We start from the raw sequence: 16932 nt of genomic DNA, 5'->3' as shown, positions 1-16932 counted from the left end.
GGCGCAGGGGGCTCTGCCCGATCAGCTCGCGGGACGTGTGCCCCGCGGCTCGCGGGGGCCGCACCGGTCGGGTTCGCGGGCCCCCGGCCGCGAGGCCCACCCTTCACGGCGCCGGGTGTCCCGAGGGGAACGACCGCCGTCAAGGGCGGGTCCCCGCTGTGCGAGGTGGCGAGGATCCCGCGTGGCCGCGGGATCAGGTCGCCGTAATGCCGCCGGGGCCTCACCACCTCGCCCCGGGGCGTGTCGTGCGCGGTGCTCAGGACCGCGCGGTGCTCAGGACCGCGCGGTGCTCAGGACCGCGCGGTGCGGTCCTGCTCGTCGGCACCCTCGACCGGAACCGCACCGGTGGGCCCCTCGACCGGAACCGCGCCGGTGGGGACGTCAACCGGAACCGCGCCGGCAGGCCCGTCGACCACGACCTCCGCGAGTGCGCCCGGAGCTTCCTCGTCCGCGGTTCCCCCGCCGCTGACCGGCGGAACGTCCCAGGGCACGACCTCCAGGGTCCGACCGTCCCGGAACCGCTCGTAGGCGGCAGCCACTTCTTCCTCCGACATGGCGTGCGTGCGCCGCATGAAGTCGCCGAGCAGCCGCACCGAAGCCGGACCACCCGGGTTGAACAGCACGTCCACCTCGTCGCCCAGGAACACCACCAGGTCGTCCAGGTCGATCCGCTGCCACTCCGGCGACGCGACCCGCCTGCGGTGCACCTCCGAGGTGGTGACCGCCACGCACGGCACGTCGTCCGGGGACCGCATCACCAGCGGGCGGCCGTCACCGTTCATGGCGATGTCGAACAGCGAGTCGCGGAGCAGCAGTTGGAGCTGGTCCGCCTCCGCCTCCCCCTTCATCAACAGCCGGATCACCGCGTCCAGCGGGTCGGTCGGCGACTGCGGGTCGGACGGCACGTACGACGGGTTGGCCCGGAAGCGCCCCACCCCGCCCTCCGGCTCGACCGGCCACAGCCCCACGACCGCCTCCAGGGGCGGCGGGTCGTCCTCGCTCTCCGGTTGCCAGGACGGGTCCATCAACAGGAACCAGTTCTCGGTGTCCGCGTCCGCGGCGACCATCGCACTCCTCCTCCACCACGAACCGGCGACCGGCCGTGCGCTCCGATGACTTCCGGTCGCCAGTCCAGCGAATCGGACGTCGTTGCGGGATGGGGGCATCCCCTCTCCCACCCGATCGGGCACCGAGGTCTTCCCCAGCGCCCGGCCGCCGCGGCCCGCCGCGCGCCGGTCGGATCAGCCCACGGCCGCCAGGCCGCCGGACATCGGCGAGCGCAAATCCGCCGCGGTGAGGGTGCGGGACGCCGCAGTGGCGGCCAGTCGGTCGGCGAGCTGGTGGGCGCCGTGCGCCGTGCGGTCCGCGGAGACCTCCACGCGGGCGCGCAGGGCCGCCACGGCGTCGTCGGGCACCTCGTGGCCGCGCCGGACCAGGTGGCGCACCGCCATGCCGACCAGGTCGTCCACGTCGTGCTCGGCGAACTCCCACGCCTCGGCGAAGCACTCGGCCAGGGTCCGGTCCAGGCCGATCAGCTCGCGGACGGCGTACCGCTCGCCCAGCAGCAGCACGACCACGGAGTCCGCGTCGCGGCGGATGGCCGCGGCCAGGGCCTCGGCGGTCTCGGCGCGGCGCTCGGCGGAGTCGGTCAGCCACCCCGCGTCGGCGTCGAGCACGAGCACGCCGCCCGCGGCGTCCTCGAAGACCCTGGTGACCAGGCTGGTCGCCTGACCGGGCCAGCGGGGGCACAGGTCCAGGCCGACGCGGGCGCGGACCACGTGCCCGGTGCCGACCAGGTCCAGTTCGGACAGGACCTGGGCGTAGAGCCGGGCAACCTCGCTGCGGCCGGTGCCGCGCGGGCCGGCCAGGACCGCGCCCGCCTGCCTCGCCAGGGGCCTGCGGCGCTGCTTGAGGCCGCACAGCCGCAGGGTGTTGCGCCCCAGCGCCTCCCGCACCTCGTCCAGGCCGTGCAGGTCGGCGAGGCGGCGCCAGGCCCGGCTCGCGGCCAGCGCGGCGGCGGGATCGGTGCCGGCGTCGGGCCCGCCCGAGGAAGGGGGCGCCTGGCCGAGCGCGGCGATCTCGGGCGCGAGGTCGGCGGCGGTGAGGCGGTTGAGGTCGGCGTCCTTGGCGGGCGGCTCGTTCGCCAGGCGCGACGCCTGGTTGTTCACCATGGCCTCGAACAGCTTGCGCGCCACGCGGCCGTTGCCGAAGGTGTCGTTCTTCGGCACGCGGTCGAAGTACTCGCCCAGCGCGGTGACCGCGTCGTCGGACAGCTCGTAGTAGTGCTTGCGGCACAGGTTGGCGGTGATGGTGACCAGTTCGTCGACGCTGTAGTTCGGGAACTCGATGGTGCGGGTGAAGCGGGAGGCCATGCCGGGGTTGGAGGCCAGGAACTTCTCCATCAGCTCCGAGTACCCGGCCACGATGACCACGATCTCGTCGCGGTGGTCCTCCATCATCTTCATCAGCGTGTCGATGGCCTCCTGCCCGAAGTCGGGGCCGTTGCCGCCGGACTGGCTCGACAGCGTGTACGCCTCGTCGATGAACAGCACGCCGCCCATCGCGTTGTTGACCACCTCGGCGGTCTTGATGGCGGTGGCGCCGATGTACTGGGCGACCAGGTCGGCCCGCGCGACCTCCACCATGTGTCCCTTGGCCAGGATGCCCAGCTCCGCCAGCACCGAGCCGTAGAGGCGCGCGACGGTGGTCTTGCCGGTGCCGGGCGGGCCCGCGAACACCAGGTGGCGGCTCATCGGCGGCATGGGCAGGCCCAGCTCCTTGCGGCGCTGGCTCATCCTGATCAGGTTGATCAGGCCCAGCACCTCCTGCTTGACGCCGTGCAGGCCGATCAGCGCGTCGAGGTCGGCCAGTGGCCCGTCCAGCGCGACCGCGCCGAGCCGGTCGCCGCCCCCGCCCGGGGACGGCGCGCCGTCCTGGTCGGACCGCCCGGTCCGCGCGGGCCCGATGCCGATGGAGACCTGCTGCTCGTCGGTGACCAGGCCGGTGACGGTGAGGCGTTCGTGGTCGACGCGCCGGTGCACGGGCGTGCCGCCGCTGCCGGTGACGGTGCAGCCGACGACCGAGGACTCCTCCTCGGTGTCGAGCAGCACGCCGTCGCCCGCGCTGCCGGCGACCTCGCTGTCGTGCAGCTCGACGCGCCCGCCGCCGTGCACGTGGACGCCGTGGCGACGCGCGTCGCGGACGCGGCACCGGGTGGCGCTCAGCGCGCCGCCGGCCGCCTCCAGGCCGTCCCCGGCGGCGGCGACGACCTCGCAGTCCCGCAGCACGGCCTGGCTGTCCGCGCCGACGCGCAGGCCGCCGCCGCGCAGCAGCGTCGAGGCGAAGGTGGCGCGGGCACCGCCGCTGAGCGCGACGAGCTGTTCCGCGCGGCCCGCCAGCCGCAGGTCGGTGACCTCGGCGCTGACCGCCTCGGCCAGGTCGAGGCCCAGGGCGTCGCCCGCGGTGACCTCGGCGTCGGCGAGCACCAGCGTGGACCGCCCCTTGAGGACCAGCACGGGCCCGGCGGAGGGCTCGGCCCGCGCACCGCGCACCTCGGCGCGGGCGTCGCCGCGCAGCAGCACCGCGCCGTGCGTGGAACCGCCCACCCACAGCTTGGTGAAGCGCGGCTTGGCCTCGCCGTCCACGACCACGCCGATCGGGCTGCCCTCGACGCGGCAGTCGTCGAAGTGGGGTGTGGCGGTGCCGGTGACGTGCACGGCGTTGCGGCCGGCCTCGGCGAACCGGCACCCGCGCAGCACGGGCCTGGTCTCGCCGGCCAGGTGCGCGGCCTGCACGCCCGCGCCGGTGAACCGGGACCCGGTGACGGTGACCTCGCCCCGGCTGGTCAGGTACAGGTCCAGGCTGTCGCTGCCGGTCACCACCAGGTCGCGGATGTCGGCGTCGGCGTCGCCCTCCACCACGACGGCGGGCTTGCTGGTGTCGACGACCTCGCAGTCCTCGACCAGCGCGCGGGCGTTGCCGTTGACGCAGATGCCGTTGCCGCCGGCGCGGCGCACCTTCACCCGGCGCAGCACCAGCGCGCCGCGCTCGGTCACCACCACCCCGGACGACGAGGCGTCCACGACCTCGGTGTCCTCGGCGCTGCTCTGGTCGGGCGAGGTGACGACCAGGCCCGCGCCGCCGGACGCGGTGAGCGTGCAGCCGCGCAGCGACACCCGGCCGCGGCCCCGCGCCAGCACGGCCGCCCACGACGCGCCGGCCACGTGGCAGGCGTCCAGCGCGACCTCGCCGCGCCGGGCGTCCAGCGCCGCCACGTCGGTGGCCGCGCCGGTGATGACCAGGCCGGTCAGCCGCACCGCCTCGGCGTCGACCACGACCGCGCTGCCGGACGCGGCGCGCACCTCGACCGTGCCGGGGCCCTGCTCCGCGGTGAGCGTCACCACGCGGGTGAGCACCAGGTTCTCGTCGTACCGGCCGGGGAACACGCTGATCATCGCGCCGTCGCGGGCGTTGCCCAGGGCCGCGGTGATCGTCGGGTAGGCGTCGGGGCGGTTGCGGTCCACCACGAGCAGCTGTCGGTTCATCTCGCCTGTCACCTCTCCGCTCGGGCGAGGCGGACCAGGCCCGGCAACGTCTGGAACCGGGCCGTCGCGCCCTCGGGGGTGCGCGCGACCCGCTCGGCCGACGCCCACTTGTCCGCGCCGGCGCGCAGCGCGGTCGTGGCCAGCTCGTCCAGCGAGACGCGGTTGCGGTCGACCCGGCCGTTGGCGTCGATCTCCCCGGCCGCCAGCTCGCGCAGCAGGACCCGGCCGCGCGCCCCGGCGGTCGGCTCGGTCAGGCCGAGCACCTTGAAGCTGGTGCCCGGCACGAACAGCACGCGGTCGGCCAGGCCGCCCGCCTCGGGTTCGAGGAGCTTGGTGCGGCGGCCGGTCATGGACCACAGCAGCACGTCCACGTCGCCCTCCTGGCGGGCGCAGGGTGCGGTGAGGGCGTTGAGGAAGCCCCACTCGGTGACCAGCCTGCGGTCCCGGTAGAGCGCCCACTCCTCGTCGGACAGGGAGGTGGAGTAGACGGCGATGCCGCGGTGCGAGGGCAGCCGGCTCAGCCCCGCGACCGCGCAGCGGGCGAACGGGACGTGCGGGCCCGCGGTGGCGCCGCGCAGGGCGGTGTCGAGCCCGTCGCCCTCGGCGGAGAGGTAGAGGCGGACGGCCACCGCGTCGGTGAGCAGGTCGGCGGACCGACCGCTCGTGCCCTGGAAGCTGGGGTGCTCGGACAGCACGCGGGCCACCGAGTTCGCCACCGAGGCGAACTGGTGGTTGAGCGTCTTGCGCAGCCAGGTCCGCTCCTCCTCCAGGCCGCGCTTGGGGAGCACCGCGGCCGCCGAGGCGGCGGGCACGGGTTGGAAGGCGGTGACGGGGGTGGGCCGGGGATCGGGTGCCGCGTCGCCCGGGGCGGTGGGCGACGCGGCGGCCAGGGGGGCCTCGGACGCGGGCTCGGCGGGAGCCGGGAGGGCGGGCTCGACCACCGGCGGGGCGACGGCGGGCGGCACGGCCGTGGCCGGCGGCTCGGCCACGAGCGGCGGCGCGGTCGGTTGTGTGGACGGCGGTGCGGTCGCGACCGGCGGCGCGGACGGCGGTGCGATCGGCGGCTCGGCCACGAGCGGCGGCGCGGCCGAGGGCTCGTCCACGACCGGCGGCGCGGACGGCGGTGCGAGCCGCGGCACGGGCGGCGCGACCGCGACCGGCGGCACGGGCGGCGTACCGTGTGGCGGCGTACCGTGCGGCGGGGTGTTCGGGCTCAGGCGCTGGGAGATGCCGACCTGCCCGCGGGTCCCGGTGTCCAGCTCCTCCCCCGCACCCACGAGGTCCACCACCGGCACCGGCCGTGCCACGAACTCGGTCGCCGCCTCCGTGGACGCCTCGACCGCGCGCCGCGGCCGCTCGTGCTCCAGTTCGGCCAGCGCCTGACCGGCGACGGCCACCGGGGTCCGCGCCCCGGCGGCCACCAGGTCGCTCATCCACCGGGTGGTCGGGTCCAGCCGGGCCACCAGGTCCTCCGCCAAGCCCCTCATGCGCGCCGCGACGGCCTCGGTGCCCGCCTCGAACAGCATCAGGTGCCGCTCGGCGTCCAGCGGCGTCGCGCGCACCGACTCGGCGTGCGCGGGCTCGGCGGGCGGCCGGACCCACAGCCCGGCGGGCACGACCTCCACGACCGCGTCCGGTGCGTACCAGTAGGTGGCGGGACCGACCTCGGACACCCCGGACACCGGCGGGCGGTGGCTGACGATGCGCGGCGGCGGGTTCGCCCCGGCGGGTTGCGGGCGGTACGCCAGCTCGCGAACCGCGCTGCGCCAGCCCGGCACACCGCCCGGCCGGATGGTGTAGACGTCCGGGTCGACCACGGAGCCGACGGGCAACCCGGTGTACCAGACCAGCTCCTGCCCCATGAAGTCGGCCAGCGCCTGCTCCGGCGAACCGCCGTCCGAACCGGACAGCCGGCCGTAGCGCAGCAGCCGGGCCCGGCCGCGCAGCGGCTCCGGCAGCCCGGCCCAGAACCGGGCCACGTCGTCGAACGAGATCGGCGGCGCGTCGGGGCAGCCCAGCACCACGGTGAGCACGTCGGGCTGGCACGGCAGGTTCTCCTGCAACCGGGCCCGGTGCACGCGCAGCCGACCGTCGTCGACCGCCGGGCGGATCCAGATACCGCCGCCAACCGGTTCGGCGATGCCCGTCGCGCTGGTCGGCACCGCCTCGGCCAGCGCCTCGGACTCCCACACCGGCTTGGGGAAGCGCTTGGCCTCCCAGCGCGGCGGCTTGCCCGGCTGGAACCTGATCCAGCCGCTGCGCCGCCCGGCGTCCACGAACAGCGACCCGCCCACGCCCGGCAGCACGGCGCCGTCGGGCGCGATCACCGGCCGGTTGAGGCGTTCGGCCAGCCACTGCCCGGCCAGTGCGGTGGTCTCCCGCGACCGGCCGCCGATGACGATCCGCACGCCGCGCCGGGGCCGCGGCATCAGGTCGGCGACCGACTCCCACGCGGAAAAGGGGCTGCCGGTGGGCAGGTCCACCACGACGAGGTCGTGGTGGGGGTCCAGGGCCACCACGAGGGCGAGGTTGCGCGCTTCGGCGGTCAACTGGTCCCGGGGGTGGACGACCAGCGCGTTCCCGATCATCCGGCTGGTCATCTCCACGCCGCCGCGGCGTTCGGTCACCTGGCTCATGTCAACTGCCTCCCTTCTGCACGACGGCCACGGCGCTGCGCGCGAGGACCGGTCCGGTGGGCACCGCGGCGAGCACGGCGGTGCCCACCGGTACCGGCGTCACCCCGCCGTAGCCGAGGGCGGCCACCGACTCGTCGTCGGCCAGCGGGTACTTCACGCCCTGATCGGTGATCAGGTAGCGGAGGGGTTTGCGCCCGTCCGCCACCGGCACGGCGGCGGCCAGCACCCCGGACGCGGGACCCAGCCGGGTCGCGGCGCGGTCCGCGGTGGCCTCCGCCGGCCGGTGCCCGGGGTCCGCGGTCACCAACTCGCTGAGCACCCGCGCACCGCTGGGCCGCTGCTCCAGGCACAGCGCGCGGTCGGGACCCCCGGCCTCCACGAGCGCCTTGGTGGTCGCCAGGTCGGGCAGGCGCGAGACCAGCGAGTCGTCCGCCGACCGCGGCGCGGCGGCGAGCGCGGCGGTGTCCAGCCGGGTCGCGGCGCGCCCGAGCTTCGCCTGGACCAGCGCCGACTCGGTGCGCGACAGCGGCGCCAGGCCGTCGGCGCGGAGCACGAAGTGCTGGGGGCCGCTGGACGTGTCGTGCTCGAACAGGTCGCCGACCCGGTGGGGGGCGTCCGCGACCCGCGGCCCGGCCTTCCCGTCGCCGTCGACCCGCGCGGCCCCGACCTCCGGGCCGTCGGGCAGGGCGTCCAGCCACGCGGTCGGCGCGGTGACCGGTGGTCCGGCTCCCAGGCCGAGCGCGACCGGGACCGTCTCGTCGGCCAACCGGTGCTTGCGGTCGTCCCACACGACGTACTGCGTGCCGTCCGCGGCGGCCACCCACAGGTGCCGGTCGGCGCCGGCGCGCACCGTCCCCGCACCGGGCACCAGGTCCACGCCCATGCCGCCGCCGGAGGCCGCCAGGCACAGCAGCCACGGCCCGGTGACCAGCGAGCCCCTGTCGGGCACGGCCTCGGGCGCGCCGACGATGCCCACCTCCGGCCCCCGGTCCAGACCCGCCAGCGAGGCGCGCTTGATCGTCTCGACGTGCGCACCACCGCCGACCAGCAGCAACGCCGACGCCTGGTTGAGCACGGGCACCAGCACGCCACCGCGGTGGACGTAGGTCGCGCCGGTCTCCTCCTCCACCAGGATCGCGCCGGGTTTCTTCCACGCTTGCGAGCCACCGGGCTTGATCAGCCCGTACACGCCGAAGCCGACGGCGATCAGCAGTGCCAGGACGACGCCCATGACCAGGCCGAACAACGCGCGCCGCGCGGGCGGCTCGCCGTGGCTGGTGTCGCCGAGCAGCAGGGCGGAGCTCATCCGCCCGACCATGGTCTGGTAGGCGTGCAGGTGGTCCCGCTGGGTCTGCACGACCTCACCCGGCCAATCCGCGGGCCCAGGCGTAGACGCCCAGGATCTGGAGCAGCACCGGCAGCACCGCGACACCGGCGCACAGCTCCAGCACGTTGGCCAGGTGGCCCCACAGCGGCAGGGGGCGGCGGTGCAGCGGGCGCAGTGCCGCCGTGACCAGGAGCGCGGCCACGCCGAGCAGGCCGGCGAGGCCGGTGATCCGCCACACCGGGTCCAGCGCCGCGGCCAGCACCAGCGCCTGGGCCACCACGCCCCAGGCGCCGGTCAGCACCAGCGCGGTGCGCTGCACGACGTTGCGGAACTCGCGCGACCGCAGCAGCACCAGGGCGGTCAGCAGGCCCAGGGTGACGTGCTGGGCCCACCCGGCGTCGGCGAGCAGGCCGGGCACGACGGCGGCGAACACCAGTGCCGCGCCGACGGCCAGCATCGTCAGGTACCGGTCGGCCTGCCCGGTGCGCGAGACCAGGTCGGCGGCCGGCTCGGGCTCCACGTCGATCTGGAGCTCTTCGGCGGTGCGCGGCAGCTGGGGACCGCGCAGCCGGGCGGCTCGGGTGGCGAGCTTGGGCGTGAACAGGGTCAGCAGGAACAGCGCGGTCCCGGTGACGGCCGCGGTCCGCGCCCCGTCCAGGTCGAGGCCGAGGTGCAGCCAGCCGGCCAGCACCGCGCCCGCGGCGGCGACGACCACCACGCCGAACGGCACCACCGGCAGGTCGCGCACCACCAGCCGTTGCAGCACCAGCGGCAGCACCCCGCAGGCCAGGGCCGCGACCGCGCCGACCAGCGCGCCGAGGGGGGTGAACGCGCGGTCGGCGCCCGCCAGGCCGATCACACCGCTCAACCAGGCGAACCCGCACCCGGACGTCCCGGCGACGGCGGCCAGCGCCCGGTCCCCGCTGGTGCGCGCCACCACGACCGTCGCGGTGAGCAGGACGAGGGCGAGGGCGGCGGCGGTGGCCGCGAGCGCCGTGGTGTCCGGGGCGGTGGCCAAGGCGGCCCCGATGGTGGCGAGGGCGACCGCGGCCAGGCCCAGGAACAGCCGCCGGTTCGCGGTGTCGCTCCACCGGTCGCCCTGCCGGCTGATCGCCGTGGCCATGCCCTCGGCGACGTCGTCGAAGTCCAGCTCGGGCAGCGGGTCGCGGGCGGGCACCAGGTGGAACCGGTCGCCGTCCAGCCAGTCCAGCGTCTCGGGCGTGCCGTCGGGGTCGAGCGGGGCCTCCCCCAGCCGCTGGAGCACCCAGGCGCCGTACTCGGCGTTGGCGGTCCGCTGCTCCTCCGGCACGACGTGCTCGACGAGCGTCGGGATGAGGTCCGCCAGGGTGGTGGCCACCGGCACGGCCAGGTCGGCCCTGCCGCCGGGGCCCACGACGGTGATGCGGCACAGCTCGGCGGCGGCGGTCACGACCGGTCCCCCGCGAGCTGCGGCGCGGGCACGAACCCGGTCTGCACGAGCTTGACCCCGCGCCGGGTGACCAGTTGGGCGCGGCCGGCCGGCAGGGTGCGGGGCGCGGCCTCGCCGAGGAACTTGCCCTCTTCCTTGGGGTAGGAGAACAGCAGGGCGGGGGTGCCCAGCTCCCAGAGCCGGCGCAGGACGGGGTCCATCATCCCTCTCATGGCGTTGGCGCTGCTGCGCGCGATGATCAGGTGGAAGCCGATGTGCACGCCCTGGGCCAGCACCGGCAGCAGGGCGTCGAGCGGCGTGCCGAGGCCGCCGCCGGCGCTCATCAGCTCGTAGTCGTCCACGACGACGAACAGCTGCGGTCCCTCCCACCAGTCGCGGCGGCGCAGCCGCTCGGAGGAGATGTCCGCGCCCGGGACGCGCTTGTGCAGCGAAACGGCGGCCTTGTTGGCCAGGTCGGTCAGCGCGTCGGTGCCGACGGCGTGGCCGATCAGGTAGTCCGGGGGCAGGGTGCCGTCCAGGTCGCGCCGCGAGTCGCCGAGCACGACCTTGGCCTGGTCCGGGGTGTAGCCCCGCACGACCGCGTCGAGCACGAGCCGCAGCGCGTTGGTCTTGCCGGTCTCGGCGTCGCCCATGGCGATCAGGTGCGGCACGGCGTTGAAGTCGTGCCACACCGGGGCCAGGCGCTGCTCGTCCTGCCCGAGGCAGATGCGCAGGTCGCCCTCTGGCGCGGGCAGGTCGACCACGGGCAGCTTCGTGGGCAGCAGCCGCACGCCCGGTGCGCTGCGTCCCGGCCAGAACGTGCGGATCTCCTCGGCGGTGGCCTTGGTGACCTCGGTGAGGTCGTCGGTGGCGGAGTTGCCGTCCAACCGGGGCAGGGCGGCCAGGAAGTGGAACCCGGAGCTGGTCAGGCCGCGGCCGGGCTGGTTGGGCACGGTGGCGGCCTTGCGCCCCTGCACCTCCGACTCCATGGCGTCGCCCAGGCGCAGCTCGAAGCGCGTGCCCAGGACGTCCCGCAGCCACGGGCGGATCTCCGACCAGCGGGTGGACGACACCACCAGGTGGATGCCGAACGACAGGCCGCGCGCGGCGATCTCGATCAGGCTGCTCTCCAGGTCGCCGTAGTCCTGCCGCAGGGTGAACCAGCCGTCGATGACCAGGAACACGTCGCCGTGCGGGTCGTTGACCGAACCTTCCCCGCGGGCCTTGCGGTAGGCGTTCATCGACTCGAAGCCGCGCTCGGTGAACAGCGCCTCGCGCCGCTCCATGACCTGGATCACCTCCTGCACGGTGCGGTTGACCCGGTCGCGCTCCATGCGGGTGGCGATGGAGCCGACGTGCGGCAGGCCACCGATCGACATCAGGCCGCCGCCGCCGAAGTCCAGGCCGTAGAACTGCACCTCGTCCGGTGTGTGGGTGACCGCGAGCGCCAGGACGAGGGTGCGCAGCAGCGTGGACTTGCCGGTCTGCGGCGCGCCGACCACGCCGACGTGGCCGTCGGAGCCGGACAGGTCGGCGCCGAGCAGTTCGCGCACCTGCTCGTAGGGCCGGTCCACCACGCCGACCGGGATGCGCAGGCGCCCGCGCACGGCCCGGTCGAGCACGGTCATGCCCAGGTCGGGGTCGGGCAGCACGCTGGGCAGCAGGGTGTCCAGGCTGGGTGCCTGCGCCAGCGGCGGCAGCCACACCTGGCGGGCCGCCGGGCCCGCGCCCGCCAGCCTGCCGATCAGCACCTCCGCCAGGCTCGGCGCGTCCTCGGCGGGCTCGGCGCGCTGCTGCCCGGCCTCGGCCTCGGCCTCGACCGGGTCCGGTTCGACGGGCAGGTGCGCCACGGGGTCGGCGTGGGTGTGGAACGGCACGACGGCGCCGTGCTCGACCCGGGGTCGCTCCGGGTCGGCGCCGACCGGCGCCGCGACGGCGGTGGGCCCGGAGACGTAGGCGCCCTTGAACCGCACCAGCGTCGTGGTGTCGATCTTGAGGTAGCCGTTGCCCGGCGCGGAGGGCAGCTCGTAGGCGTCACCCACGCCGATGACGCTGCGGGACTCCATGGAGGAGAACGTGCGCAGTGCGATGCGGTAGGACAGGTGGCCCTCCACGCGGTGGATGCGGCCCTCGTCCAGGCGCTGGGAGGCCAGCAGCAGGTGCACCCCGAGGCTGCGGCCCAGGCGCCCGATGGAGACGAACAGCTCCATGAACTCCGGCTTGCTGCCCAGCAGTTCGCTGAACTCGTCCACCACGACCAGCAGCGTGGGCAGCGGCGACAGCGGGCTGCCCGCCAGGCGCGCCTTCTCGTACTCGAACAGCGAGGAGTGGCCGCTCTCGCGCAGCAGTTCCTGGCGGCGCGTCATCTCGCCGTTGAGCGAGTCCTGCATCCGGTCGACCAGCGGCAGCTCGTCGGCCAGGTTGGTGATCATGGCCGAGGTGTGCGGCAGGCGGTCCATGCCCAGGAACGTCGCGCCACCCTTGAAGTCCACCAGCACCAGGTTGAGCACTTCGGAGGAGTGCGTGGCCACCAGCGCGCACACCAGGGTGCGCAGCAGCTCCGACTTGCCCGAGCCGGTCGCGCCGATCAGCATCCCGTGCGGGCCCATGCCGCCCTGCGCCGACTCCTTCAGGTCCAGCTCCACCACCTCGCCGTCCTCGGTGACCCCGATCGGCACCTGGAGCCGGGCGCGCTGCGGCGTCTTGAGCCGCCACTGGTTGGCCACGTCGAAGGTGTGCGGGTCGCGGATGCCCAGCAGCGCGGTCAGCTCGAAGTCGGACTCGAAGGGCCGCTCGACCACGTCGACGGTGCCGCTGGTGCGCTTGGGCGCCAGCAGCCGGGCCAGGGCCTCGGCGCGGGTGGTGCTCAGCCGGTCGGGCACGGCCGAACCGGTGCCGTCGCCGGCCGGGTACTCGACGCGGTCGTCGCGGCAGGTCAGGCGCAACACCTTCGCCCCGCCCGGCAGCAGGCCCGTGACGTCGAGCAGCACCACGTTGCGCAGCCCGCCGCCCAGCAGCGGCGAGGACGGCGGTATGTGCGCGAGGTGGGCGATTACGACCACGAACGGCTCGGTGACGCTGGGGAACGCGGACTTGTCGTGCTCACCGCGCCCGGTGACCTCGGGGCCGAGGACGGTCATCAGGTCGTCGTGGTCGCAGGCGAGCACGGGCAGCGGTCCGGCGGCGTCGCGCGCGGTGGGGTGGTTGTTGTGCGGCAGCCACTTCACCCAGTCCCACGTGGCGCGGGTGGCCTCGCCGGTGAGGACGGCCACCCGCAGCTCGTCGGGCGCGTGGAACGTGGTGAGCTGCCCGACCAGGGCCCGCACGAGGTCGACGGCCACGTCCGGGTCGCCCGCGAACTCCACGCTGGTGAAGCTGCGCAGCCCCAACGAGATCGGGATGCCGCCGACCGTGCGGTAGGTTTCGCCGAACCGGCGCAGCGAGATCGCCGACAGCGGCTCCAGGTCCTCGATCGGCTTGGTCGAGGGCGGCGTGAACTCCATCGCCGCCTGCTGGGCGCCCAGGCCGATCCGCACGCGGGCGAAGTCGTCGTGGTTGCCGCGGCGCTCCCACAGCCGCGGCCCGCTCGCGATGGCCCACAGCCAGGAGGGGTCGGGGTTGTTCCACGCCACGGCGGCGCGCTGCTCGTCGGCGGTCTTGCGCGCGCGGGTGCGCAACTGGCCGATGTAGCGCAGGTAGTCGCGGCGCTCGGAGTTGAGCTTGCGCTTGCGCTCGGACCCGGCGCGGCCGAGCTGGCCCAACCCCATGGTGATCATGCCGATGCCCATCGCGCCGCCCATGACGTAGATCAGCGGCGACGCGGCCGCACCGGTGCCGGCGGAGGAGAACACCAGGATCATCGCGATGGGCCCGATGGCCATGGGGATGAACATCAGCACCTGGCTGAAGTCCCGCGCGGCGGGTTCCGGCATGATCGGGGGCTCCTGGAGCTCCTCCTGGCCCTCGGGCAGGTCCGGACCCGCCGCGCGGGGGCGGCGCTTGACGGTGGTGGTGCTCATTCGATGACCCCCGTCGCGCGCGGCGCCGGCGCGCCCCAGGCCCGCTCGTCCTGCTTGAGCAGGTCGAGCGCGGTGCGCTCCTGCTCCTCGTCCGCCACGGGCTCGACCTCTTCGTCCTCGGCCTCCTCGGAGACCTCCTGGCCGCTCAGGGTCAGCATGTCCTCCGAGGGGCGGAAGGCGCGGGGGATGGACCCGGTGGTCCCGGTGCGGGTGGGCTGGGGCAGGAGGTGGACGGCGGTGCTGGAGGTGTGCTGCCAGGGCGTGCTCTCGCGCAGGGCGTAGTCGGGCGCGATCTCCTCCTCGTCGTCCTCGTCGGCGACCCGGTCGCGGCCACCTCCCGGCCACAGCAGGCCGAGGGCGCCGGCCGAGCCCCACGCGCTGGTGTCCACCTCGTCGTCGACGGTGACCACGGGCACGACGTCGTCGTCCGCGCGGGGCACCGGGGGCGGTCCCGCGGCGACCAGGGGGCGTTCCTCGCGCGGCTTGCCGGGTGCGCCCTCGCCACCCGCGGCGCGCGGGCCGTGCGGCGGCGTCACCGGCGCGGTCGGCGGTGCCACCACGGGAACGGGGGCGGGCACCGACGGCAGCACTCCGCCGTGCCCGGTCGCCGGGGTGCCGGTGACCGGCTCGACCGGCTCACCGGGGTCGCCGGCAGCGGCCGGAGCGGTCTCCGGCCACGGCTCGGACCGGTGGTCGACCGACCCGAACGCCTCGGGGCGCTCCTGCGGGCCGGTCTTGGCGGTCGGGGCCGGCGGCACGGGTGCCGCCCACTGCTCGGGCGCGACCGGCGGGGCCTGCACCAGGTTCTCCGGCTCGGCCACCCCGGGCTTGTCGCCGGTCCGCCAGGGCTCGACCTCACCACCGAGCAGGCCCGACGCGTCCGAACGATCCGGAGCACCACCACCCGACGGCGACACCGGAGGCATCATCGGCGGCATCATCGGCGGTGCCCCCGCCGCACCGGACACGACCTGCCGACCCTCCGCAGCCGCCCACTCCTCCGATTCCACCGACGGCATCTCCACCAACGACTGCGGCTCACCCACGTCCGACGACTCGACCCCCTGCCAGGGCTCGACTTCACCACCGAGCAGGCCCGACGCATCCGAACGATCCGGAACACCGCCACCCGACGGCGACACCGGAGGCATCATCGGCGGCATCATCGGCGGTGCCCCCGCCGCACCGGACACGACCTGCCGACCCTCCGCAGCCGCCCACTCCTCCGGCTCCACCGACGGCATCTCCACCAACGACTGCGGAGCACTGAGCCCAGGCGACTCCCCACCAGCCCACGGCTCGACCTCACCACCGAGCAAACCCGACGCATCCGAACGATCCGGAACACCACCACCCGACGGCGACACCGGCGACATCGGCGGCATCATCGGCGGTGCGCCGGCGGCACCGCGGTCGTGCTGCGGGAGTTCGAGGCCCTGCGGCGCGTCGACGGTCCAGTTGGCGGGGGGCTTCACATCCTGCGGCAGCGGTGTCGGGATGTCCGGTGACTCCGGCGTCGGCGGGATCGACGGGGTGCCGAGGTCCGGGGTGCCGAGGTCCGGGGCGCCCGGCTTCGGCGGCGTCAGGTCGCCGGGGCCGGGCAGCGACGGCGGGTTCTGGCCGCCCTTCTGGTCAACGGGCCGGAATGGCGTGGGCGTCGGCAGGCCGACGAGGTTGGGCAACGTTGTGGGGCCGGGCGATTCGGTGCCGGGTTGCCACGGCGACGGCGCGAGCGGGTCACCGGTGCCGAGGTTCGGCGGGGTGGAACCGCCGGAGCCGGACGAGCCCTGGCCCGGCGGGATCTCCAGGTCCAGGCCCTCGGGCAGCGGGGGGAGCCGGTCGGGCGAGGACGCGTCGGGCGTCGACAGGTCGGGGACGCGCGGACCGCCGTTGAACTCCGTCGGGCCGGGGAGCCGGGGACCGTCCTCGCCGCCCAGGTCGATGTTCGGCACTCTGGAGCCGTCCCCGTCCCCGTCCCCGTCTCCGGTGAGGTTCGGTCCGCCCTTGTCGTCCAGGTTGAAGCGCGGGATGTCGGAGCCGCTCTTCTCGTCCCCGTCGCCGGTGAGGTTCGGCCCGCCCTTGTCGTCGAGGTTGAAGGGCGGGATCTTCGGACCGTTCTTGTCCTCCCCACCGCCGGGGCCGTCGTCACGACCACCGGTGTCGATCTTGCCGTCCCCGTCCTTGTCGAGGTCGAAGTCGAACTTGTCCTTGTCGTCCTTCTTGCCGTTCTCGTCGTCGAGGTCGAGGTCGAGGTCGGGCTTCGAGTCGCCGCCCAGGTCCCACTTCGGCTGGGGCACGTCCACCGACTGCGGCTTGGCCTCGAACTCGATGACCTCGTAGTGCCCGGCGAGCGACTTGAGCACCTGGCGCATGTCGTTGGTCATCATGTCCACGACCTGCTGGTTCCAGCTGACCCAGATCTTGCCCTCGTTGGTCCGGTACTCGATGTCGCCGGTGTCCCACAGCTCCTCGCTGCCGTCGGCCGTGTACTGCTCCCCGTTGTAGGCCCGGGCGATCCGGACGATCTCCGAGGCGTAGTAGTGGTTGATCTCCCAGATCATCCGGCGGGCCCAGTCGAGGTAGGTGCCGGCGTTCCACAGCTGGACGGGCGCGTCGTGGAAGCCGGTGGCACCGCCGGCGATCTGTTCGGCGACGTTGTGGAAGCCGTCCACCAGGATCTTCATCAGGTCGCGGAACGCGGTCGCCGCGTCACCGCGCCAGGGACCGTCGTCGCCGGTGAGCGCGTCGACCTGCCTGGCGATGCCGGTGCCGACCTGGGCCAGCACCTCCTGCACCCAGCGCAGGTCCTGCGCGCTCCGCCACAGCGACTCGGGGTCCGCCAGCCTCTTCGCGTCCGCGTCCGCGGTGTTGGCGTCGGGGTGGTTCCCGGTGACCGCCTGGTGGACCCGCTTCCAATCCCAGTGGTCGTAGTCCTCCCGCTTGCCCGGCTGGTTGTCCTGCTTGTCCTCGTCGCCCATCGCCCCGTGCCCTCAACTCG

The 16932-nt window shown here is 74.8% G+C and carries 7 protein-coding genes; all 7 read right to left on the bottom strand.

The annotated features are described in order from the left end of the window. Positions 1-290: 290 nt before the first annotated feature. The 7 genes from EKG83_RS15015 to EKG83_RS14985 all read right to left on the bottom strand — a co-directional run bounded on the left by EKG83_RS15015 (position 291) and on the right by EKG83_RS14985 (position 16912). Positions 291-1067, bottom strand: a complete 777-nt coding sequence (locus tag EKG83_RS15015) for a type VII secretion system-associated protein (RefSeq protein ID WP_063741530.1) — start codon at positions 1065-1067, stop codon at positions 291-293. 174 nt (positions 1068-1241) lie between these two features. Next, the gene (locus tag EKG83_RS15010; protein ID WP_033435320.1) at positions 1242-4544 is read right to left on the bottom strand and encodes a right-handed parallel beta-helix repeat-containing protein; all 3303 of its coding nucleotides are present in this window, start codon (positions 4542-4544) and stop codon (positions 1242-1244) included. Positions 4545-4552: 8 nt separating this feature from the next. After that, on the bottom strand, positions 4553-7180 hold the full coding sequence (locus EKG83_RS15005; RefSeq protein WP_033435321.1) for a hypothetical protein: 2628 nt from the start codon (positions 7178-7180) through the stop codon (positions 4553-4555). A 1-nt stretch (position 7181) separates the two neighbouring features. Then, positions 7182-8537, bottom strand: a complete 1356-nt coding sequence (gene eccB, locus EKG83_RS15000) for a type VII secretion protein EccB (protein ID WP_033435322.1) — start codon at positions 8535-8537, stop codon at positions 7182-7184. 4 nt (positions 8538-8541) lie between these two features. After that, complete coding sequence (gene eccD / locus EKG83_RS14995; RefSeq protein WP_033435323.1) at positions 8542-9936, bottom strand: type VII secretion integral membrane protein EccD; 1395 nt, start codon at positions 9934-9936, stop codon at positions 8542-8544. Further along, on the bottom strand, positions 9933-13934 hold the full coding sequence (locus EKG83_RS14990; RefSeq protein ID WP_033435324.1) for a type VII secretion protein EccC: 4002 nt from the start codon (positions 13932-13934) through the stop codon (positions 9933-9935). The genes eccD and EKG83_RS14990 overlap by 4 nt, the downstream gene beginning before the upstream one ends. Further along, a complete protein-coding gene (locus EKG83_RS14985) occupies positions 13931-16912 on the bottom strand; it encodes a WXG100 family type VII secretion target (protein ID WP_153278117.1) in 2982 nt (993 codons plus the stop codon). Before EKG83_RS14985 ends, EKG83_RS14990 begins: the two co-directional genes overlap by 4 nt. Positions 16913-16932 lie beyond the last annotated feature (20 nt).

The sequence above is a fragment of the Saccharothrix syringae genome, from assembly GCF_009498035.1.
Classification (GTDB): domain Bacteria; phylum Actinomycetota; class Actinomycetes; order Mycobacteriales; family Pseudonocardiaceae; genus Actinosynnema; species Actinosynnema syringae.
Note: the sequence above shows the minus strand (reverse complement) of the source record. Positions and strands in the feature narration are given on the sequence as shown.

Bases quoted from the DNA above. Each gene is read 5' to 3' on its own strand.
- EKG83_RS15015 (WP_063741530.1), bottom strand. From the start codon at position 1,067: ATGGTCGCCGCGGACGCGGACACCGAGAACTGGTTCCTGTTGATGGAC.
- EKG83_RS15010 (WP_033435320.1), bottom strand. From the start codon at position 4,544: ATGAACCGACAGCTGCTCGTGGTGGACCGCAACCGCCCCGACGCCTAC.
- EKG83_RS15005 (WP_033435321.1), bottom strand. From the start codon at position 7,180: ATGAGCCAGGTGACCGAACGCCGCGGCGGCGTGGAGATGACCAGCCGG.
- EKG83_RS14990 (WP_033435324.1), bottom strand. From the start codon at position 13,934: ATGAGCACCACCACCGTCAAGCGCCGCCCCCGCGCGGCGGGTCCGGAC.
- EKG83_RS14985 (WP_153278117.1), bottom strand. From the start codon at position 16,912: ATGGGCGACGAGGACAAGCAGGACAACCAGCCGGGCAAGCGGGAGGAC.